We start from the raw sequence: 21,070 nt of genomic DNA, 5'->3' as shown, positions 1-21,070 counted from the left end.
AAACCCCACCGGGGCTGGGCATCACGCCCGGCCCCGGGCAGCACTCAATCCCCATCCCGGACGGAGGCAGATTTCATGACCCCGCAACCGCGCCGCCGTGGCCCCGGTCGCGCCCGGCGCTACGAGGTACGTCGACTCAACGGATACCGCAAGGGTGATCGGCGCTGGGTCGTGTGGGACCGCGAACTCGGCGGTTGGGCCGACGACGCGCACCGCACCCGCCGCGCCGCGCAAGACGTATGCGACGAACTCGAATCGCAGGCCGACGCCACCCCGGCAACCGCCGATCCCACGACAACCCCGGAAGGACAACACGCGATGAACACCCAGCCCCGCCCCGTCCTATTGCGATGCCCCGAGTGCGGCGAGCCGGCCCGCACCGTCGCCCCGTCGGAACCGCCCATGCCCGAGGCCATGCCGCGCCCGGCCGCATCGCACCAGGACGGCACCCCGCTATGCCCGGTCCCCGGCCCGCACGGCTCACAACCGGCCGACCCGATCACCGACCCGGCCACGCCGCCGCCGGACGGCCTCGTGCACCTCGTCGCGGGCGGTGACATGGTCGCCGTGTTCGACCACGCCGACTCCGCCGCGATGCAACAGGCCGTCATGGAGGCCGCCGGACTCGACACCGTCACCGCCCGGATCACCCCGCAACAGTGGGACGCGGCCCGCCCGCTGATCCTGACCGTCAACCCCGGTCTCGTCATCACCGACGTACGGCGCGGCCCGGCAGAAGGCGGCGCGGCGTGACCGGCCACCCCGGCACCCCCGCCGAGCCGACCCCGCCGGACATGCCCGCATCGCTGGCCGCCCGGCCCCACGACGAGCGGCGCGGCCTACCGATCCCGCCGGTCAACATGCACCCGTCCCCGGACGGCCACATCGGCCCGCGCGTGGACTTCACCACGATCAACACGGTGACCTCGACCGAACTCGCCGCCGCGCGCCGGTGCTCGCTGTGCGGAGACCCTATGGGCTACTGGGTGGCTTTTCTCGGCACGCCGCGCACAGCGGAATTGCTGCGGTTCACCGACCCGCCGGGGCACCCCGACTGCATGCGCGCGGCACTGACGCTGTGCCCGCACATCGCGATTGCCCGGCACCGTCGCGTCCGCGCCGACCGGCCCGGCGCGGGCGTGATCCCGCCCGGGTCGCACGGCGACAAACCCGCCGGGTGGACCCTGGGCATCACCCGGCACTACCGGATGGTGCCCGCCGCCGGGTTCACCGTGTACCTACCGGCCCCGTTCCGCACCGCGCACACCTACCTGTACGGCCCGGACGGGCGTCTATCCGGCCCGGCGGGTGCGCCGTAGTGGCCACGCCGTGCGGGGTCGCCAGATTCGCTGGAGAAACCTCGATCGACTCCAGCCGGCGGCCTTGAACCACTCGTCTGGGTAGGAAACATTGACATTGACCGCACGCCGCCGGGGTCGCAAATCCTCGGCGGCGTGCCGCACCCCATTTCACCAGCACGGAAAGGGAACACAAGTCATGGCACACGAGCTCGAAACTCTGGCCAACGGGCAGACCGCCTTCGCCTCGGCCAATGTGTCGGCCTGGCACCGACTCGGCCAGATCACCGAGGGCTGCATGACCGCGGAAGAGGCCATGAAGCAGGCGTGGCTTGGCGGCTGGAACGTCCGCAAGATCGCGCTGTCCGGCATGGAGGTCACCGAGAACGGCATCACCCGGATCGACTCGCCGGACAAGTGGATGACCGTGCGGACCAATCCGCAGACCGGGGCCACCGAGTACCTCGGGGTGGTCGGCGACGACTACACCTGCGTGCAGAACGAGGAAGTCGCCGAGGTGCTCAACCTCCTGGTCGACGAGTCGGGCGCCCACTTCGAGACGGCCGGCTCGATGCGAGGCGGCAAGAGTGTCTTCGTCACCATGAAGCTGCCGGAGGCGATGAAGGTGGCCGGGGTTGACGACATCGACCTTTATCTGGCCGCTACCACGAGCCATGACGGCACCGCTTCGCTGCGCGTGGACGCCACTCCGGTCCGGATCGTGTGCGCGAACACGCAGCGCATGGCCTATAAGCGGTCGAAGGGCTCGTACACCTTCCGGCACACCTCCAACGTCAAGACCAAGATCTCCGAGGCGCGCGAGGCGATCGGTCTGGTGTGGAAGCACTTCACGGCGTTCGAGGCCGAGGCCGAGGCCGAGAAGATGATCAACGAGACGCTCACCATGGGCGAGTTCGAGAAGATCGTCGCCCAGGTCTGGCCCCTCGCTGATGACGCCTCGGACGTCACGAAGAACAGCGCGAAGCAGCGGATGAGCACGCTGCGCTACCTCATCCGGGACGCGGACACGCAGAAGGCGATCAAGGGCACCCGGTGGGCCGGCTACCAGGCGATCACCGAGTACCTGGACCACTTCGCCCCGGCCAAGAGCGACGAGGTCCGCGCGACCCGAGCGCTGACCAGCGCGGGCACGGACATCAAGGGCCGTGCGTTCGAGCTGCTCACGGTCTGATGAACCGCCGTAGGTACCGGGGCCGCCACCACCCGGCCCCGGTCCCGGCCGGCGTCGCGCACACCGTCCGCCATGCCGCGCCGGACGCGGCACCGGCCCGGCCGCCGACCACCCCCGGCCCGCGCCCCATGCGGCACCGGCCCGCCCCGGCGATACCGCCCCGGTACACCGCCGCGCCGGTGCCGACGCCTTCACCCCTGACTCGAACGATCTCGCCTTCCAGGGAGAGCCGCACCATGACCAGCCGAGACGACATCCTCGCCGTCATCAATAACCTGTGCATAACGTGGGCGGACGCGCAGGTCGCGTACGAGCGGTCCCGTACCGCCGCCACCCCCGAGGTCCACGCCGCCCAGTACGCCCGCGCGCAGCACGCCAACGAGGTGACGCAACGGCACTACGCCGCACTCGTGGACCTGCTCGCCGACAGCGTGCCGGACGACGTGAGCGCGGAGGCGTTCCTGCCGGTGCAGCCGCTGCCGACCGGCGAGGTCGCCATTCACGCTCGCGATGACCGAGCGAACTCCGTGCGGCTGCGACTCACCGGCGCGCAGGCCCTGACGGTGGGCGCGCACTTGACCGCGTACGCCGCGATCAGCCTCGACCGCTCCGGCTTGAAGGTCGCCGAGGCGCTGCCGCAGCTCCCTACCGATCAGGCCACGCCGATGCACCCGGCTCCGGTCGCGCCCTCGTCGCCCGCTCCCACCTCGGCACCGGCCCCGGTCCCGTCCCCGTTGCGGGGCACCGGGTCGGCCCCGGTGGTGCCCGGCACGCCGCCGCCCGCCGCCGTGGCATACCCGGCGACCCGCTGACCCGCCATCGGCGCGGCCGGGCCGACGGCACCCGGTCACGGCCGCGCCATCACCTCCATGGAGATAGCTCATGCCTTTGATTGCCATACCTGACACCGCCTTCACCGCGCTCTCGCGTCGCGCTCACGCCGACGGCATCGATCCGGCCGACCTCCTCGACGCCCTCTTCCGGCCCCTCATCACCGAGGACGCTGACGCCTCCAGCCCGGCACCGGCCGCCGCTGAAGTCGAGCACGACTCGACCAGCAACCTCGGAGCGCAGCATCTTGGCGGCAAGCTGGCCCTGCTGATCGAGCAGTACGCCGCCGCCTACGCCCTCACCGAGCAGGCGAAGGCACATGCCCAGCGAGTCGACGGGGACGACCGCGAGCGCGCCGACGCGGACGCGGCCCGTGCCGGGGAGGAGACGCTGCGGCGCAGCGCCGCACTCCTGACCGCGATTGACGCGCTGGCCACCGGCACCGTGAAGGCGGTTCCCGACACGCGGCTCCCCGTCTGTACCTGGCGGCGCGGCGTCGTCGACGTTCGCGCCATCACCAGCGACAACAGCCGCCCGGTACGAGTGCGCTACACCCCGGCGCAAGCCATCGCGGCCGGGGCCGCCCTCATCGCCTGCGCCGCCGTCTCCGACAGCGACTCGCACGCCCAGCTCACCCCGATCCTCCCGCCATTCCCCGAGCGCCTCCCGACCGGAGACCCCGCCGCGGCCGGCACGAGGAGGACTCGATGACCGACTCAGCCGAGACACACGAGGGGACCGGCGAGATACAGCACTACCTCGACGGAGCCCGGCTCATCGACGCGCTCACCGCACACGATCCCGCCGCGCTACTCGTTCCGGCCATCGCCGCCGTACTGCGCGATCTCAACCTGCGCGTCTACCCGACGTCGAGCGACCTCAGCGACTACATGGTCCTCGACCTTCACGGCGCCTCTATCGCCGTGCAACGCCGCCCCGACGCCCTCTACCTGCACGTCGACACCACCGAGACCGCCGACCAGCGCATCGCCTTCGAGGTCAACGGCTGCGGCGAATTCGACCACGACCTCTTTTAAGGAGGAGTCCCTTCATGCATTTCGACCTGATCGACTCCATCATCGTCGAGCCGCTGCCGCGCTTGCACGACGTCGTGACCAGCCAGGGCCTCGAACCCTTCGAGCAGCGGCCCGGCGTCGTCACCTGCGTCTACCGTCAGCCGCACATCGAGCAGGGCGACCGGTACCGCGTCGAGTACCGCGACGGCAGCACCGAGTGGTACGGGGCCCACGAGCTGACCGTCATCACCGACGCCTTCAGCCGCGTTGACCTCATCGCCGACCTCACCTCCGTCCGCGTCCTGCTCTTCCAGGCGATCACCAACGCCGGACGACACGACGTGCTCAACGCCAAGCTCAGCGCCCTCTTCGACCAGCTGACCGCAACCGCGCGGACCTACCTCGGCACCGACCTCGACCACGGACCAGACCACCCCGGAGACACGAACGCCGACAACCAAAGCCAGCCCGAACACCCGACCGCCGAAGAAGGCGACCAGGCATGACCGCCGACACCTCAACCCACCGGCCGCCGCAGCCCGGCGGCGTGGCGACCACGACCGACGACCTCGCGCCCTACGACGAGAGTCCACCTGCGCCTCGACCTGGACAGGGAGGAGATGTACCCGTGAAAGCGACCTGGACGCACGGCCGAGCCGCCCGGCACCCCGGCGCGGTATGCGGGGCCGACGACGGGCCGGGTACCGGCGTCACCGGCGAATCGAGCCTCGTCACCTTCCCGGACTGCCCCGACGCCGCCGAGACCGAACTCATCCCGGACGACGCCAGCACCGGCGACCCGCACATCATGCAGCCGCTGCGAGAGGCGGCAACAGGAGACACCCGCAAGATCGACGGCGTCGTGGTGGACGCCACCACCCCCTCCGCGATCCTCACCGTCTACGACGCCGCCACTCCGAAGACACAGGTGAAGATCGCGAGCCTGCCGCCGACCCTCATGGCGTCGCTGGCCTGGAACATCCTGAACGCCGAGCGGGTCGGAGCAGCCCGATGACCCTCACCCCCGCCTGGACGTCACCGACGCCTGGCGAGATGCCCTTCCACTGCCGCACCTGCCGCCGGGCACTACACCGCCACCAATCGACGAGCGGTGCGCTCACCTTCTTGCACCCGGCCGAAGTCCGCGGCGGCGAGGTCGACCACCCGGCTCGGCCGGCGCCGGTAACCGAGATCGAGAACCCGATCATCGAGTGCGACTTCTGCTCCGGCCCGGACGCGGCCTGGATCTACGTGTGCGCCGACCAGGAGAGCGACGTCCGGTACGTCACCCGGCGCACCGTGGACGTCGGCGACTACCAACGTCGCCACCACGCCGCCCGAACCCGCAGCGTCGAGACGGCCCTCGGCCCGGTGCAGATCTGGGGTGAACGATGGGGCGCCTGCGACGGCTGCGCCAACCTGATCGAGGACCGTGACCTCTACGGCCTGATCGCCCGGGTCACCGACGCCATGCCGGCCAAACGCACGCGCGGCAAGAAGCTCGCGAACGTGCGAGGCCACCTGCACGGCAACTACAGCACCGTGCTCGACACGCTCCAACCCGGCCGCCATCGGATCACCCCACAGCACCCGCTCGGCGTGTGGCAGGCCCCGCCGCAATCGCCGAGCGCGAGTGCACAGCACGACGCCAGAACGAATCCCACGCCCGAGTAACCCACCCCTGGCACGCTGATTCACGGCTCGGCGGCGGCCGGTCAGGGCACGCTCTCGACGGAGAGCGCGCGCAAATCCCCGACCGGCCGCCTCGCCGTCCGAAGCCACCCACGGCCACCAGCAGCCATAAAGACCCGGAGCAGCGTGCCGCCGATGCTATCCCCGGCATCAACGCCGTTCCGGCACCGTCAGCGCGCTCGCGACCCGGAGACCCGCGACAATGACCATCGTGGCTCGCCGTATCTTCAACGACCGTGTAGCCCTCGACCGCGAGGGCGTAGCCGCGCACACCGGCACGGCGCGCACCACCGTCCTCAACTGGATCCAACAGCGAGCCCGGTTCGGCTTCCCGGACGCCTTCACCGACGCCTCCGGCCGCGAATGGTTCTGGGCCGACGACATCGACGCCTTCCACACCGCGCATAAAGCCGCGAAGCTCGCCATCCTCACGGAAGTCGACCGCAGCGGAGACCCCAACGAACTGGTGACCTCCGGCGAAGCCGCACGGATCCTCGGCTACAGCTCGTACCGCAACCTGCCGGACGAGTTGACCGAGCACCCGGACGACGTCGAAATCCTGTCCGACGGCCGAAGACGGCGGTTCTGGTACCGGCGCACCGTATGGGCACACGCCGACGCCCGCACCGGCCGCCAGTCCACCGGTCACGCGCCACGCACCACCGGCCCCCGCAAACCCCACCCCTACGCCAACGACCCCCGCCTGCAAGCCGCCGCCGACCTTCTCGCCGAGGCAAGGGCTGCGGGACGAGATCGGCGTGGCCTAGGTGCCGAACTCGCCCGCCGCCTCGGCATCGTCCCGCGCACCGCCCGACGACTGCTGTCCGCCGCCGAAGGCGATCAACCGGGTTAGACGCGGAAGGATAACGACGCCGCCGGACGAAGACGCGGCACCGCAGCCAACGCGGCTCGCGGGCATATGAGCCCTATCCCGCGCCAACAGTAGGGTGACCTACGGGTCGAGGGCGTCTTACACCCACGCAATGGGGCCCTCGGCCCGCCCGCCAGGACTTGTGACGGACGAGCAGGTGACCCGGCACGTCTCCCTACCGCCGCTGCCGCCAGTGTGAAGCCGGCGCTCGAGCTTGCCGCGCAATGGCTGGCCAGCCCAAAAGGTCGGGTTCACCCGAGGCGTGCCGGCCGGCACGACGATGTGGCGGCTGCTGACCCGCCTCGACGCCGTCCTGCTCAGCGCTGTGCTGGCCGGCTGGCACCGCGTCAACGGCGGCACCAACATCGCCTGCGCCAACCGCCGATCACACGACCTCATCGACGCCGTGACCAGTAGTTACATCGAGACGCAATGACCCTGTCCCGCGAATACGCAGCTCAGAGCCTGTCATCAGACTACGCAATGGCCCTGGGACGCCGTGCGGCTACACTTTGCGCGATCGAATCAGTAGATTTAGGCGCAAATGCCGCATAAGCTGTGCAGTGCACAGCTGCCCTATGCCTAAAAACTATCCAAACGCTCTCTGGCCCGCTAGGCATCTCAACCGTTTGGACCTCAGGTCTGCCAGATGGGCGAGTGTTGGCTGATCGTGGGGCGAGCTTATTGCCGGGTCACTTCGATTACCTGGCTGTTCAGTTGTATTTTAACGATCGAATCTGGACACGGGTGATCTTGGTGTTTTCGCGGCACAAAATCGCTGTGGAGAAGTTTTCAGGAGATTGCCAGATTTTCCGAGGAGCTATAAATTCCTCGCCGGAAAACCAGCAATCGTCCCGGGAGGACACGTGTCTCGATTTTCTGCGCGTTCGCGCAGAGGCGGGGCATTGTGGCGGAAGCCACAATCGCCTTTATCTCGAATGCTTTCTATTGGTCTTCCTCTGCCCTTGACCTTGGCGTTCGTCGGTGTGCCGTCGTTGCCTGCCGCCGCAGCTGAGGCGAAGCCCAAGGCGCCGGCATGCCCGTCATCGCTTGCGGACGAGTCGGCGGCGCTGATCACCGCGCGGCTTTGCGGCGGGCGGATCCTTGTGGCAAATGCGACCACGGAGACCTCGACGACTTGGGCCAATGCTGACGGGACGCTGACCTCTCAGATTTTTGCCGGCCCGCAACACGTCAAGCAGGGCAACAAATGGGTCGACATCAACTCTGTACTGCAGCCGAAGGCGGATGGAACGGTACAAGCGACGGTTCCGTCCTCGGACCTTGCGCTCTTCGGCGGAGACACCCCGGCCAGCGCCGGCAAGTCCGGCGACCGCCCGCTCGTGCACGCGAAGCGGCCAGGTGGCGAAGAGTTGACGCTCGGATGGCGCAGCAAACTGCCGAAGCCGGTTCTGCAAGACGACACAGCTACCTACCGTGACGTGACCCAGGGCACTGACGTGCAGGTGCAGCTGACCGCGACTGGCTTCCAGCAGCACATGGTGCTCAAGCAGAAACCGAGCACACCGATCTCCTACACGGTGCCGCTGCGCTTGACCGGCTTGACCGCGCGCAAAGCCGCTGCCGGTGGCGGTGCGGAGTTCGTCGACAAGGCCGGCAAGGTCGTCGGGACCATGGCGGCTCCTTCCATGTGGGACTCCGACCTCGACGCCGTGTCTCAACTGCCCACCCACACGGCCAACGTGAGCTTCACGCTGACGCCCCGTGACTATGGCGTTGACGTCACGCTCGAACCCGACATGAAGTTCCTGGCAGACCCGGCCACGAAGTACCCGGTGACAGTCGATCCGGACGTCAGTCTGCACGGTACCTTCGACACGTACGTGCGTAACGGCATGACCACCGATGGCTCCACGAGCACCGAGCTCGTGGTCGGCACGGACGCCAGCGGCAACCCCGCCCGCTCCTTTATCAACTGGGATCCCGCACCGCTACGCGGCAAGCAGATCGTCGAAGCACACATGGGGTTGTGGAACTCCTATTCGTCCACCTGCGCTATCCGGGCGATCAATATCCACTCCGCGGGCCTGGCCAGCGCGGCGACCCGCTGGACAGCGCAGCCGACAGTCGCGGCGACCAAGTCCGGGGCAACCGACGGCACGATGGCAGGGCCGTCCTGCGCCGAAGAGGGCTACATCCGCACGCCCGACCACGGGCTCGACCAGCTGGCGCAGACCTGGGCGAACACCACCAGTGGCCAGGTCGGCATGGCGCTGATCGCGCCGTCCGAGACGGACGTGCGCTACTTCAAGCGGCTCCGCTCCGGCAACGCGACGTCCGGCCAGCCCTGGATGTACGTCACCTACAACTCCTACCCCGTACTCGGTGCACGCTCGACCAGCCCGTCCTCGAGCTGCGTCACCGGCGCGGGCCGTCCCTACATCAACTCGGCTACCCCGACGTTGAAGGCAGTGGTCTCGGACGCTGAGACCAGTCCGGTCGCAGGTGTGTTCGAGTGGTACGCCGTCGGTGGGGCCAAGATCGGCGGTACTACGACGGCCACCGCAGCGTCCGGGGCGACGGTCAGCGCGGCGGTGCCCGCTGGCGCCTTCGGCAACGGCTCGTCGTACTCGTGGCGGGTAGCAGGCAACGATGGCACGGTCAACGGAACCTGGTCGTCGTACTGCGAGTTCACGATCGACACGACGGCTCCGACCGCGGTTCCGACCGTGTCCTCGTCAACCTTCCCAGCTGGTGGCGGCGGCGGTAACGCCGGAGCTCCAGGCGCCTTCAGCTTCGCCGCGAACGGTGTCAGCGACGTCGCGGCCTTCCTGTACGGCCTGGACACCAACCCGCCGACCACGGTGGTCAACGCCAGCTCCATCGGCGGCAGTGCCTCGGTGTCGATCACGCCGGCGACCGCTGGTGACCACACCCTCTACGTGCGCTCGCGTGACCGGGCAGGAAACCTGTCCGCCATCACCTCCTACGTGTTCACCGTCGGCAGCGCACTCGGCGCCATCTCGTCGCCGATGGAGAACGACCTCAGCGCAGGCGTGGCCGTCCTGAGCAGCACCGGTGGATCCACCTCCACGGGCGTGACCTACCAGTGGCGTCGCAGCGAGACCGACGCCTGGACCACGATCCCCACGGGGAACGTCACCACCACCTCCGGCGGTGCGGTCAGTTGGCCGGTCACCACCAGCGGAAGCGGCACCTTCCCGCCGTTGAACTGGAACGTCGAGACCACAGTCAACGCCGCCGAGGCCGGCCCGGACGCCCTTGACGGGCCGCTGCAGGTGCGTGCTTCCTTCAGCGGCGGCACAGCCGGGCAGAGCCAGCCGGTGCGGTTCGAACTCGACCGCAGCCGCGCTCAAGCTCCGACCAGCAGCATCGGCCCCGCCGAGGTGAACCTGCTCACCGGCAACGCCATGGTTCCGGAGAATGACGCCAGCGCTGCTGGCGGGCTGGGTGTCACGCGGGTCTACAACACACGCCAGTCCGGTGTGTCGGACGCCCTGTTCGGCCCGGGTTGGGTTTCCAGCCTGAAGGTGCCGACCGGTGACACCTACCGCAACGTGACGGTGACCGGAAGCCTCGTCCAGGTAGGCCTGCCCGACGGCGGCACTCTGGGCTTCACCAAGAAGGCCACGACCTCGACCGGTGCTACCTTCGAGGGCGAGGCCGACAGTGCCGACCTGGCGCTGGAATACTTCAGTGCCTCGAACAGCTACGTGCTGACCGGGCAAGACGGTGACAGCACCACCTTTACCCGAAGCAGCACCGACCCGGCCGGGGTCTACACCCCGTCCTCGTCGGTCACCGGCGGGACTGGTGCCAGCACGGCAATCACTTGGCAGAACACGACCGTCAGCGGCAGCACGGTCGTCCGCCCGGTTCGTGCGGTCGCTCCGGCGCCTGCCGGGGTCAGCTGCAGCAGCAGCCCGCTGACCACGCGTGGTTGCAAGACCCTGACCTACACCTACGCGACCAGCACCACCGCCACCGCGTCCGTGCCGGGCGACTACCTTGGCCGTGTCAAGGAGCTTGCGTACACGGCGTACAACCCGGCTACATCGACGATGACCACGATCGTCCTGGCTCGCTACAGCTATGACACCAACGGGCGGCTGAACGCCGCGTGGGACCCTCGTCTGGACTACGCAGGCCTCAACGGCACCGAACACCAGGCGACCACGTACGCCTACGACACCGACGGCATCCTCAACACGGTCACACCGCAAGGCGAGCTGCCCTGGCAGCTGTCCTATACCACCGTTCCCGGTGACGCCGGCAAGGGCCGTATCAACAAGATCAGCCGGTCGGCGCTCAGCGCCGGAAACGCAGTCGCCACCGTCGTTTATAAGGTGCCGACCACAGGTTCCAGCGCGCCGTTCGACCTGTCGGCAGGGAACACCGCGCGGTGGGGGCAAAGCGTGACCCCGGTGGACGCCACCGCCGTCTTCCCTGCGACACAGGTCCCGGGCGGCAACCAGGCCACCGGGGCATTGCCCTCGAACTGGGAGCACGCAACCGTCACCTACCTCGACGGCAACGCCCGCGAGACCAACATCCTGGAACCGGGCCAGCATCTGTCTGCCACCTGGTATGACGCCTACGGCAACATGGTGCAGGAGCTCAGCCCTCTCAACCTGGACCGCGCGTTGTGGGCATCGGCTTCCGACACCGCCAGCGCTGAGGCCACACTCGCCGCGAACCTGTCCGCCATCACGCAGTACAGCAGCGATGGACAGCGCGTCACCGACGAGTTCGGTCCTGAACACGACGTTTCCCTGAACGACCGATCTGAAGTCCGAGGCCGGAGCCACACCAAGTACACCTACGACCAGGACGCCCCCGCCTCCGGCGAGTCCTATGACCTGGTCACGACGCAGGTGGAATCGGTGCGGTACTGGGACAGCAAGGGAAAGGCGGTGGACGCGGACAGCCAGGCCACCCGCACCTACTACGACTGGGACCTGCGGCAGCCCATCAGCACCGTCGTCGACCCGGACGGTCTGGCCCTGACCACCAGAGCAACGTATGACTCCGTGACCGGCCAGACGTCCTCGACCACGCTGCCCGCCGGCGACGGCAGCACAGCGGCCACACGCAAGGTCGTCTACTACCGTGCCGGGACCGGATCCGGCGTCGACGAATGCGACAACACCCCGGAATGGGCGGGCCTGGCCTGTCTGGTGACACCGGCCGCGCAAGCCGATTCCGGCTCTGAACTACCTGAGACACTCACCAGCTACAACATGTTCGGGCAGCCGGTTAAGACGGTAGAGAGAAACAGCTCGGGGACGGTCCGGACCACCACTATCACCTACGACGCAGCAGGCCGACCAGCCACGCAGACAGTCTCCGGAGACTCCTCGCTGGGCACCGCGGTTGGCACACGTCGCCTCGTCTACGACGCCGCGAGCGGACAGCCGGTGCGCACCGAGCAGCTCAACACCTCAGGCACGGTTGTTGCACAGGTTACCCGTGCTTACGACACTCTGGGGCGGGTTACGTCGTACACCGACGCCGACGGCGCAGTGACCACGCGCACCTACGACATTGCCTCGCGGGAAGTCAGTGTGAGCAATGGTAAGGGCACCCAAACCTACACTTACGACAATCGAGGTCTGATCATCAACGTAACGGACAGCCAGGCAGGTACCTTCGCCGGCACGTACGACTCTGACGGGCAACTGCGCAGCGAGGTTCGCCCCGACGGCGTCGTCGTCAAGCACTACTACGCCGAAGACGGCGTTAAAAATGGCATCCAATACGAGGAAAGCAACGGCACGGAGATTTATGGAGACTGGACTGGTGTAGATGCCCACGGACGAACACGGTGGTACGTCGACACGATGTCGTCCAGCGGCTATGCCTATGACAATGCGGGTCGCTTGGTCGAAGCCGATCAGAGTGTCTCTACTCAAGGCTGCTTCGTGCGGTTCTACAACCACGATAAAAACAGCAATCGCACCTCGCAGAGTACCTACAACGCTGCGGCGGACGGAAGCTGCCAATACTCGAACGTGGCAAATACCCAAGACTGGTCCTATGACTCCGCTGACCGCGTCACTAACACCGGCTACAACTATGACAACCTCGGCCGCACTCTCACAGTGCCCGGCGCCGACACCACCGGCGGCAGCGGCGCTGTCACGCTGGACTACTACACCAACGACATGACCCGCGCCATAACGCGAGGCCAGGCGTCCAACACCAACGAGCTCGATGTACTCACCAACCGATTCCGGTCGAGCACCACTGCCGACAACGGCACCACCGCCACGTCGATCAACCACTACAGCGACGACACTGACAACCCGTCGTGGACGGCATCAACGAGCGGATACACCCGCGTCATCAGCGGCCTAGACGGTCTTGCAGCCATCTACAACAGCGCCGGCTCGACCGTCCTGTGGCAGATCACGAACCTGCACGGCGATGTCGTGGCCACGCGTGTCAACGGGACAGTCGGACTCACCGCAACTTACGTGACCGACGATTACGGAGTGCCGGTTACCGGAACCTCGCCCAAGTACGGTTACCTCGGCAACGAGCAGCGAGCGGCCGATAACACCGGGGGCTTCATCTCCATGGGCGTCCGGACCTACAATCCGACGACTGGAAGATTCCTTTCAGTTGACCCCATCTACGGCGGAAACGCCAATCCGTATGACTACTGTTCTGGCGACCCCGCCAACTGCAGCGATATCTCGGGTCAATGGTCGGTGCAGTGCAAGTGGCAGAAAAAGAGGTACGCTCATGTTCCTGCTGGCTGGGCCTACAACTTTCAGGCTCGCTGCGATGTCGGGCACAGAACCATTAGAGCCATCACAAGTGCTGGTAATGTCCTCCTGGCCGGCCTGGTTGGAAGTGCCATTGCAGCTCTGTTCGGCGGTGTGACCATCCCGGTTGCAATTGAACTAGGTTTCATGGCCACATTCGTTTACATTATTAATGAAGAAATTAAAGGAAGTTACGGTGATTATTGCAAGAGGAATCGGGGCGCCTACATCGTCAGTCACATCTGGAATAACACCAACGGGCATACCCTATTTAAGCGAAAGAGGGTAACCTTCTGGGGCTGTCGATAACCTTGGGGGTCTCCCGCGCTGTGCGTCGGGCACTCTTTCGGAACTGATGTAGCCTGGGAGCCGCGACGGTAGATATTGCCGCCGTCGCGGCTCCTCGGCCTCGCTTAGTCAAATATTTCTACCGGCGGCAGAGCTGCTAAGCCACTGATGCTTCGGCAACAGGCGCGCCGCAAAATCATTGCCGGTAAACTTCACTGCGCTACTATTGATGATTTAGCTGACCTAAGAAGGTGAGGGCACCCGAATGAGTCAAATGCCATCCTTGAGCCCCTCAGGGCGGCCAATTAAAAATAAGCTGAAAGCAATTATTCTTATACTTGCCTCCTTGGCCTGGATGGGAATTTTGGTAGTGATTGTGTTTCTGGCGGACGCGGATGATGATTTATTCCCGGCGATCCTGGCGGCCCCTGCAGGGTATATCATTTTTGTGCAGCTTCATAAAATCCGGAAAGGTTCGACGACAAAGCACTGATCCAATACTTGGTAGTAGGGTAGCCGTACTTCGGCCGGCCACCACCTGCGTTGGTCAGGCTGGCACCAGATGCGAGTGGCCGGGTTGAATAGTCGTTTGATCTCAGCTCAGGCAAGTTCAGCGGATCAGTTCGGGATGCTCAACGCGGTACGCGCTGTCGCCCACGGCCTTGACGTGCGGGGTGCTGTTGATCGGGGTGCAGCCGATCTTCCTGATATCGCAGACAAGGGACGCATCGCGTTGTGGAGAGCGATCACGAGTTGGGGATGCTCCCTGCAAAGAACCAGGCTATTGCGTAGTGGGGTAGCGAGGCTGTGACCAGGGAATTTGATGGGCGACCGGCCTCTATGGAGGCGAAAGAAAGCGGGTGAGGTCACATCGGTGATCATGGAGTTGCGACGCTTCCCGACACCGAGGAAGACCCCACCCGCCGATGGCGTCATCTCTCATCCCCGTACTCGCTGTAACAGCACCCACCTCGCTCACTCCGGCTGTGCCGGTCACCGATGGTGAACACGGTGGTTTGCTGGACGTCCTCACCGCCGGTTCCTGACCCGCGCGGTGTGCGCTATCCGCTGTCCACGCTGCTGGCGGTGGCCGTATGCGTGGTCATGGCCGGCGCCTCATCGTTTGCCGCGATCACCGACTGGCTGCATGACCTCGACGAACACACTAAAGTCGAGCTCGGTTTCACCCGCGGCGTGCCGGTGGGCAGCACCGTCTGGCCGCTGTTGGCCCTCCTCGACAACAGTTTGCTCACCACCGTTCTCGCCGCCTGGCTGCATGCCCGCACCCCGGGCCGCCGCCGGAGCTCATCATGCGCGTGCCTAGCGCTCGCGGACTGGCAAGCTCCGTTACGCCGGGGCCTTCAGGTGGTCGCCGCTGCCTGTGTTCGCCTCCCTGCGCAGGGCGATGAGCAGCTCGGATACGCGGTTGTTGCGGATGGCGTAGCCGTTGCCGCGCATCTGCTGGGCCAGGGCGTCCCGACTGACAGTGCGCCCTGTCTCGACCAGCTGGTCTCGGGCGGCGCGTGCCGCAGGCAGGAGCGGCACCAGGTCCTCGGACAGGGCAGCATCGTCGTCCTCGTCCGGTTCCTCGGTTGTGCAGGCCTCGGGCCGCCGGTCCGATTCCGGGTCGTTGGCCTGATCCGGCAATGCGGACTCAGCCTCGGGCGATCCGGGCTCCTCGGTCTTAGGATCGGCGTCCGGCGGCGCGGAATTGTGGTGCGTGCCGGCACGGGTGGAGGGCACCGTGGGTGGCGTGATTGCAGGCGTCAGCCGGTCGGCCCACGACTTGTAATCGACGCGAGCGGCCAGTTCCTCGGCGAGGCGGTCCACGTCGAGGGTGCTCACCGCGACGTCGGCCATGTATGGGTCGCGCTGGTCGGTGCGGACGACTCGTTTGACGGCGTGTGCGATGGCGGGACGGCGTTTCTCGTCGCCGAGCATGAGCTCGGCGGCGCGCAGCGATTCGTACAGTTTCAGGGGTCGCCACTGGCCGGTGTCGTCGGTGCGGCCTTCGCGGGCCAGTTCGGCGGCACGGGCTGTCCAGACGGGATGGCGGATGCGCCGCCAGATCCCGTAGTCCGGGGCGGTGTCTCGCAGTTTGCCCGAGGCCCGCAGGGCGTCGCGGCGGCGGGCGGCGGCGTGTAGCAGCCACAGCAGGTACGCCGAGCTGGACAGCAGCCCGAACACGCTGGACCAGTAGAGGTCGGGCCAGTGTCCGGCGATCTGGATGCCGACCGCGACAACCGCCACGATGGCGGAGAAGACGCGGAAGCCGTAGGCGTGCTCGCCGAGGCGCATCCGTTCGTCGGCCATCGCGGCGAGCACCATGGCCAGCAGTTCCAGGCATATGGCGAAGGGCAGCACGAGTAGCACGCGGGTCCAGACCGGCATGTGGGCTGGCCACGGCATGTGGTCGAGGGCTACCCAGCTCTGGCCGATCACCGCGCCGGTGGCCGCGACGGCATAGAACGAGTACGCCCACCGCGCCGGCGACCACGAGCCCGGCCGGTCTCGGTTCGGCTCGTGCGCCGCGCCGGCAGGTTGGGGGAGCAGCGGCGCGAGGCGATGCTCGACGGTGGCGTGGACGTTGGCCGTGCCGTTGCTCAAGGGTCCGGTCATCGGTGACCTCCGCTGGTGACGGGCCGCAACTGCCGTTCCGCGACGCGGCGGGTGGCGTCCGAGGGTTCGGCATCGAGGTCGACCAGGCGTTCCTCCAGACGGCGCAGCGTCTGCCGGACCGCGTCCGGGCGGTGCGCGCGGCCGTGGATGCGCATGATCCGCTGGTAGAGCTCCTCGTTGATCGGGTCGAGATCGATAGCGTGTTGCAGGGCGGCGATGGCCTGCTCCGGCTGATCCATCTCGATGATCTCGGCGATCCGCGCGTACACGGCGAGGATCTGGTGCCGGTAGCTGCCCGCGTAGTCGGTGATCCAGGCCCGGTCCTGGCCCTCGGCGAAGTCACCGCCGTACAGGTCGGCGGCCTCGCGCAGCGCGGCCAGGGCGGCGGCGTCGTCGGGCGCGGTGCTGGCGCGCTCGATCGCGGTCAGCATCTGCCACAAGTCGACGGCGAACAGCTGCGCGTCGAGCTGATACCGGCCGGTCGCCGGGTCGTAGACCACGAACATTTCCTCGGCGCTGCCGGTGGCGGAGCGCAGCACGCGGCGAGTGGTGTTGATGTCAGTGCGGATGCGTTTGACTGCGGTCGCCGGGTCGGTGTCCGGGTGCAGGTCGGCGGCAAGCTGTTCGAGGCTGCGCCCCGCCGGGTGCACGGCGAGCGACGCGAGCACGGTGTACGAGCCGCTGCGCATCCCCGTCGTGATCGGCCCGGAGCCGGTGGTGATCCGGACCGGGCCGAGCACCTGTAGCCGTACCGGTGCGCTGATCTCAACGGTCTGAGCCGGTACGGACTCCGCCTGGTCGGCGGCTGTCTCGGCCGATGTCGTGGTGGGGTATTCGTCGGTGCCGGCTGGGTCGTCGAGGTCGTGCCCAGGCTCGGGCCGGGGTGTGATGTCGGCCAGCGCGGCGAGTACGGCGGCGAGGTCGGTAGCGGCGAGGGTGGACAGCCGGCGCAGTCCGAGAGGCTGCTCGTCGCCGGTGGTGCCGTCGGCGGCGACCTCGACAGCGGTCATGCCCTCCGACTCGCCGAGGACGACCGGGTGGAAGTGCAGGGCCGTGCGGTGCGCGCCGACGGCAAGCAGGCGGGCCGCGTGCCGGGGGCTCGCCTCGATGAGCAGCACGTACGCCGGTTGGGCTTCGGCGTGGTCGCTGCGGGCGTTGAGGTCGGTGACGCTGTCGGCGTCGAAGGCGTCGAGCAAACGACGGCGCAGGATCATTTCCTCTTCGGCATGGGTGACGGCCGCCGCGGCGTCGGCGAGCACGACGAGCCGTTCTCCGTCGTAACTGGTCCCGTCGGGGTCCAGCCCCACCAGCGGGGCACCATCGGGCAGCAGGCGCGCGAGAGTCTGCGCCGTGGTGATCACGATGGGGCGGCCCTCGGTGCTCGGGGCGGCGGTGGCGAGCACAGCGCTTAGCAGGGCACGAGCCGCCGCATCCATGCCTTCGCCGTGCAGGGCGAGGCCGCGGCCGGGCACCTCGAACAGGCTCACCTCTACCCCGGCGGCATCCACCCCGATGGGCGCGGCGATAGCAGGCGCGATCGGCTGCCGCTGGGCATCCTCAGAGCGCGGCAGCCGGTCGGCTACGCCTTCAATCGGGGCCAGAGACTCAGGAAGTGGGGCCGGTTGCGGCTCGATCCGGGCCGGGGTGCGCACGGCGAGCCGGGCACGGCGGCGGCGTTGCAGCCGGACGAGGGAAGCGACGGCGGCCAGCAGCGCGGCCAGGCCGAGGCTGACCCACCCCCGTGCCGGGAGGACGATCCCGATCTCCTCGCGGTCTCGACCATCGTCGTCAGCCACCGAGGAGGCACTGGCTTGCGGTGCGGCGGTCGCGGGACTGCTGGTCTGTGCTGGAGCCGGGGTCGCCGACGTCGTCGCAGAGGTGGGCGCGGCCGGCGCGGTGCTCGCGCCGCCGCTCGGTGCTGGGGCGCTCGGAGCCGGGGAGCCAGTGTTTTTCGGCGCGTCGGTGGTGGGCTGCTCGGTGGCGGTCGGGCCGGGCGTGGTGGCGGGCTTGGCTGGTGGTGTGGCGGGCTTGGTGTGGGCTGGCGCGTTGTCGCGGGCGGGAAGAGCCAGCACCCAGCCCACGTGGATCTCATCGGGGTCTCGCAGCGCGTAGCCGTTGGCCTGCGTATGGCCTCGGTTGAGCTTGTAGATCTCGCGCCACCGGTGCGGGTCGCCGAGCTTGTGCTCGGCCAGGTCCCACAGGTTGTCGCCCTCGACGACGTGGTGCACGCCGCCCGGTGCGTCACGCGCCCATCCCGGAATGCCGGTATCGGTGTGCGCGGTCACCGGCCGGGCGGTGGCGGCGGCAACGGTGATCGCGGGGCGGGGGCGCGAAACCGTCGCTGTGATAGGAGCGGGGTGTGCCGGGGCGACGGCGACAGCGGGCCGGTGCGCGGCAACATCGGCGGCGGCTGCGGAGGCGCTGGCCCCGCCGACCGTAGCGGTCCGGGTGACGTCGAACAGCAGGCCGCCGATGATCGCGCCGACGAGCACGGCCGCGACCCATCGGATCGGGCCGCGCCCGGAGACCGGCGGCCGGAGCTTTCCGTGCCGGTTGGCCGTCGCGGCGGCTGACGCCTCGATCACTTCGATGACGGTGTCGCGGACGAACTGGGCCCACAGGACCCAGCCGATCGAGGCGAGCAGCGCCACGATCATCTGATCCGACCAGAGACTCGTGATCGCCGTCATCAGCTCGGAAACCCCGGGCGCTGCGCCGAACTGCGCCCAGCCGAGCCAGTCCAAGGGCCATCCGGCCGAGGCGATCAGCAGCCACGGCACTCCGGCGACGAAGCCGAGTAACACGGCGGCGGCGACCAGGACGCGCAGCAGGCGGCCCAGGGCGGCGAAGGCGCGGAACATACCCGGTGCTCCTCGAAAGGGCTCTAGGCGTTGGGGCCGTTGATGCCCTGCACCGCGACCGCGGTCGCGGTAGCCGAGACCCGCAGGCTTCGCACCCCGACCAGTTGCAGGAGCTGGGTGCGGCTCGTGCGGCGCACGGTCACGGTGACGGTGGTGGTCGTGGCGGACGCCTCGCCGACGACGCCAGCACGAGCGAGCCACGACCGAGCCGCCGACGCCGCTCGACCCGGGTCGAGCTGGGCCCGGCCCTGCGTGCGGTACAGGAACAGGTCGAGCTGTTGCGCTCCGGCACGGGCTGCGGCCTGCGCGGTGTCGAGCGCGGCCACCTTCACCGACAGCGCGAAACCGAAATCCAGGACGAGACCCGCGACAGCGAACAAGGCGACGCTGAACAGCAACGCGAAGGCAGTGACGTGTCCGGCATCCCGCCCCCCGGCACGGCGGCGAACCCAGGCCGCTACGACATGCAGCCTCCGGATCATGATCCCGCCCACCTGTCCACCGGCGAGGTCGCACTCGCCTCCACCGTCCGACTGCCGGGGATACCGAGCATGACCAAGTCCGACAGTCTGACGCGGCACGAGACCCGGACGGTTACCGAGCCGCCAGGCCGCTGGTCGCCGGAGACCGAAACTCTGGCCCGGCGGCAGGTCGCGCCGTGGGCGGCGAGCGTCGCACGAGCATTTCGTTCAGCCTCGGCGATGCCGCCACCATGACCGAGCAGCGACGCAGACCGGGCACCGCTGCTGGCGGCAACCTGCACATCGATCTGTGCGGAAACGAGTCGGCCGCACATCACGACGAACAACAGGATCGCGACCAACAGAGGCGTTGCCAACGTCAACTGCGCAGTGCTGGACCCAGCGTCGGGTGCAGCGGCTACCTGCCGGAATCGAGCGGCGACTGCGCGGCGAAGTCGCATCATGAGGCACCGGCCCCCGGATCTGTGACCCATCGCTCCACCGGACGCACAACAACAGCCCGCACACCCCAACTCATGCCAGGGACCACGGTCGCGGCCCGGCCGCGAACCTCGACGCGAACCTCAGTGGCGGTTCGGGTCACCGACACCGAGGGATTCCTCAGTACGCCGCTGCCGATTGCAGTGAGGGCGTCGCTGCCTGCGCCTTGGCCGGCCCCGGCACTCGACTGGTAGGCGGCGGCGGTGTTCGCGGCCCGGCTCGCGGCGGCCTGCGCGACGTGGGTCGCGTGCATCCACACTCCCGCCTGGAAAATCATCATGATCATGAACAGCAGCAGCGGCATCCCGACAGTCAGCTCCGCCGTCGCCGCGCCCTCATCCGGGCGGGCGGCGGCCCGCCGCCACCGGGCTCGCAGCCATCCCACCGTGCCGACCGCTGTCTTCGATGGGCGCTCGGCACGGCGGGTCCGTACAGCGGTCATCAGCACGGCCTCAGCCGAGGTTGATGTTGTTGGCCTTGCCGGACACCTTGGAGTAAATGATCCCGATGGCCAGGATCGCCAGGGTGACCAGCACGGCCGTCGCCACCACGGCCTCCGTGGTGTAGCCGCCGTCCTTGGTGGCGCGCACCACCTGCCAGCGGTGCCGCATCTCGGCGGCAATGTAGGTCAGTAGAGCCGTCACTTCTTCCCTCCTTCGCAGAGACGACGATCGGGTTCGTCGCCGGA

General features: G+C 67.9%; 19 protein-coding genes and 1 pseudogene. 14 read left to right on the top strand and 6 right to left on the bottom strand.

The window, feature by feature from the left end:
- The first annotated feature begins 75 nt into the window (after positions 1–75).
- The 14 genes and pseudogenes from Asi03nite_RS37760 to Asi03nite_RS10805 form a co-directional block, all read left to right on the top strand.
- The gene (locus tag Asi03nite_RS37760; protein WP_239102600.1) at positions 76–753 is read left to right on the top strand and encodes a hypothetical protein; all 678 of its coding nucleotides are present in this window, start codon (positions 76–78) and stop codon (positions 751–753) included.
- A complete protein-coding gene (locus Asi03nite_RS37755; RefSeq protein ID WP_239102599.1) occupies positions 750–1,319 on the top strand; it encodes a hypothetical protein in 570 nt (189 codons plus the stop codon). Before Asi03nite_RS37760 ends, Asi03nite_RS37755 begins: the two co-directional genes overlap by 4 nt.
- 178 nt (positions 1,320–1,497) lie before the next feature.
- Positions 1,498–2,490, top strand: a complete 993-nt coding sequence (locus Asi03nite_RS10860; protein ID WP_203678591.1) for a DUF932 domain-containing protein — start codon at positions 1,498–1,500, stop codon at positions 2,488–2,490.
- Positions 2,491–2,726: 236 nt separating this feature from the next.
- Positions 2,727–3,302, top strand: a complete 576-nt coding sequence (locus tag Asi03nite_RS10855) for a hypothetical protein (protein WP_203678589.1) — start codon at positions 2,727–2,729, stop codon at positions 3,300–3,302.
- A gap of 70 nt (positions 3,303–3,372) precedes the next feature.
- Positions 3,373–4,032, top strand: coding sequence for a hypothetical protein (locus Asi03nite_RS10850; RefSeq protein ID WP_203678751.1), 660 nt, complete (start codon positions 3,373–3,375; stop codon positions 4,030–4,032).
- A complete protein-coding gene (locus Asi03nite_RS10845) occupies positions 4,029–4,358 on the top strand; it encodes a hypothetical protein (protein ID WP_203678587.1) in 330 nt (109 codons plus the stop codon). Before Asi03nite_RS10850 ends, Asi03nite_RS10845 begins: the two co-directional genes overlap by 4 nt.
- A 14-nt stretch (positions 4,359–4,372) precedes the next feature.
- Positions 4,373–4,843 carry a hypothetical protein gene (locus Asi03nite_RS10840; protein ID WP_203678585.1) on the top strand — a complete coding sequence of 157 codons (471 nt, stop codon included), beginning with the start codon at positions 4,373–4,375 and terminating at the stop codon, positions 4,841–4,843.
- Entirely contained in the window at positions 4,840–5,352 is a 513-nt protein-coding gene (locus Asi03nite_RS10835; RefSeq protein ID WP_239102598.1) for a hypothetical protein, read from the top strand. Before Asi03nite_RS10840 ends, Asi03nite_RS10835 begins: the two co-directional genes overlap by 4 nt.
- Positions 5,353–5,462: 110 nt before the next feature.
- On the top strand, positions 5,463–6,011 hold the full coding sequence (locus Asi03nite_RS37750; protein WP_239102597.1) for a hypothetical protein: 549 nt from the start codon (positions 5,463–5,465) through the stop codon (positions 6,009–6,011).
- A gap of 220 nt (positions 6,012–6,231) precedes the next feature.
- Positions 6,232–6,882, top strand: coding sequence for a hypothetical protein (locus Asi03nite_RS10825; protein ID WP_203678583.1), 651 nt, complete (start codon positions 6,232–6,234; stop codon positions 6,880–6,882).
- Between the two features lie 280 nt (positions 6,883–7,162).
- Positions 7,163–7,336: a hypothetical protein gene (locus tag Asi03nite_RS10820; protein ID WP_203678749.1), complete on the top strand. Its 174-nt coding sequence runs from the start codon at positions 7,163–7,165 to the stop codon at positions 7,334–7,336.
- Positions 7,337–7,865: 529 nt separating this feature from the next.
- Positions 7,866–13,961 (top strand): RHS repeat-associated core domain-containing protein, encoded by a 6,096-nt coding sequence (locus tag Asi03nite_RS10815; RefSeq protein WP_203678581.1) that lies wholly within the window; start codon positions 7,866–7,868, stop codon positions 13,959–13,961.
- Positions 13,962–14,205: 244 nt separating this feature from the next.
- Positions 14,206–14,433 carry a hypothetical protein gene (locus Asi03nite_RS10810; protein ID WP_203678574.1) on the top strand — a complete coding sequence of 76 codons (228 nt, stop codon included), beginning with the start codon at positions 14,206–14,208 and terminating at the stop codon, positions 14,431–14,433.
- Between the two features lie 506 nt (positions 14,434–14,939).
- Positions 14,940–15,203: pseudogene (locus Asi03nite_RS10805) on the top strand (transposase family protein); the annotation flags it as partial.
- An 84-nt stretch (positions 15,204–15,287) separates the two neighbouring features.
- On the opposite strand, the gene Asi03nite_RS10800 reads toward Asi03nite_RS10805, so the two are convergent.
- The 6 genes from Asi03nite_RS10800 to Asi03nite_RS10775 all read right to left on the bottom strand — a co-directional run bounded on the left by Asi03nite_RS10800 (position 15,288) and on the right by Asi03nite_RS10775 (position 21,026).
- The gene (locus tag Asi03nite_RS10800; RefSeq protein ID WP_373872102.1) at positions 15,288–16,493 is read right to left on the bottom strand and encodes a hypothetical protein; all 1,206 of its coding nucleotides are present in this window, start codon (positions 16,491–16,493) and stop codon (positions 15,288–15,290) included.
- Between the two features lie 62 nt (positions 16,494–16,555).
- On the bottom strand, positions 16,556–19,420 hold the full coding sequence (locus Asi03nite_RS10795; RefSeq protein ID WP_203678570.1) for a BTAD domain-containing putative transcriptional regulator: 2,865 nt from the start codon (positions 19,418–19,420) through the stop codon (positions 16,556–16,558).
- Between the two features lie 23 nt (positions 19,421–19,443).
- A complete protein-coding gene (locus tag Asi03nite_RS10790) occupies positions 19,444–19,902 on the bottom strand; it encodes a pilus assembly protein TadG-related protein (RefSeq protein WP_203678733.1) in 459 nt (152 codons plus the stop codon).
- Positions 19,899–20,342: a TadE/TadG family type IV pilus assembly protein gene (locus Asi03nite_RS10785; RefSeq protein ID WP_239102607.1), complete on the bottom strand. Its 444-nt coding sequence runs from the start codon at positions 20,340–20,342 to the stop codon at positions 19,899–19,901. Before Asi03nite_RS10785 ends, Asi03nite_RS10790 begins: the two co-directional genes overlap by 4 nt.
- Complete coding sequence (locus Asi03nite_RS10780; RefSeq protein ID WP_203678731.1) at positions 20,342–20,824, bottom strand: TadE family protein; 483 nt, start codon at positions 20,822–20,824, stop codon at positions 20,342–20,344. Before Asi03nite_RS10780 ends, Asi03nite_RS10785 begins: the two co-directional genes overlap by 1 nt.
- A gap of 10 nt (positions 20,825–20,834) precedes the next feature.
- Positions 20,835–21,026 (bottom strand): hypothetical protein, encoded by a 192-nt coding sequence (locus Asi03nite_RS10775; RefSeq protein ID WP_203678566.1) that lies wholly within the window; start codon positions 21,024–21,026, stop codon positions 20,835–20,837.
- Positions 21,027–21,070: the final 44 nt, after the last annotated feature.

The sequence above is a fragment of the Actinoplanes siamensis genome (assembly GCF_016862395.1).
GTDB classification, from domain to species: domain Bacteria; phylum Actinomycetota; class Actinomycetes; order Mycobacteriales; family Micromonosporaceae; genus Actinoplanes; species Actinoplanes siamensis.
Note: the sequence above shows the minus strand (reverse complement) of the source record. Positions and strands in the feature narration are given on the sequence as shown.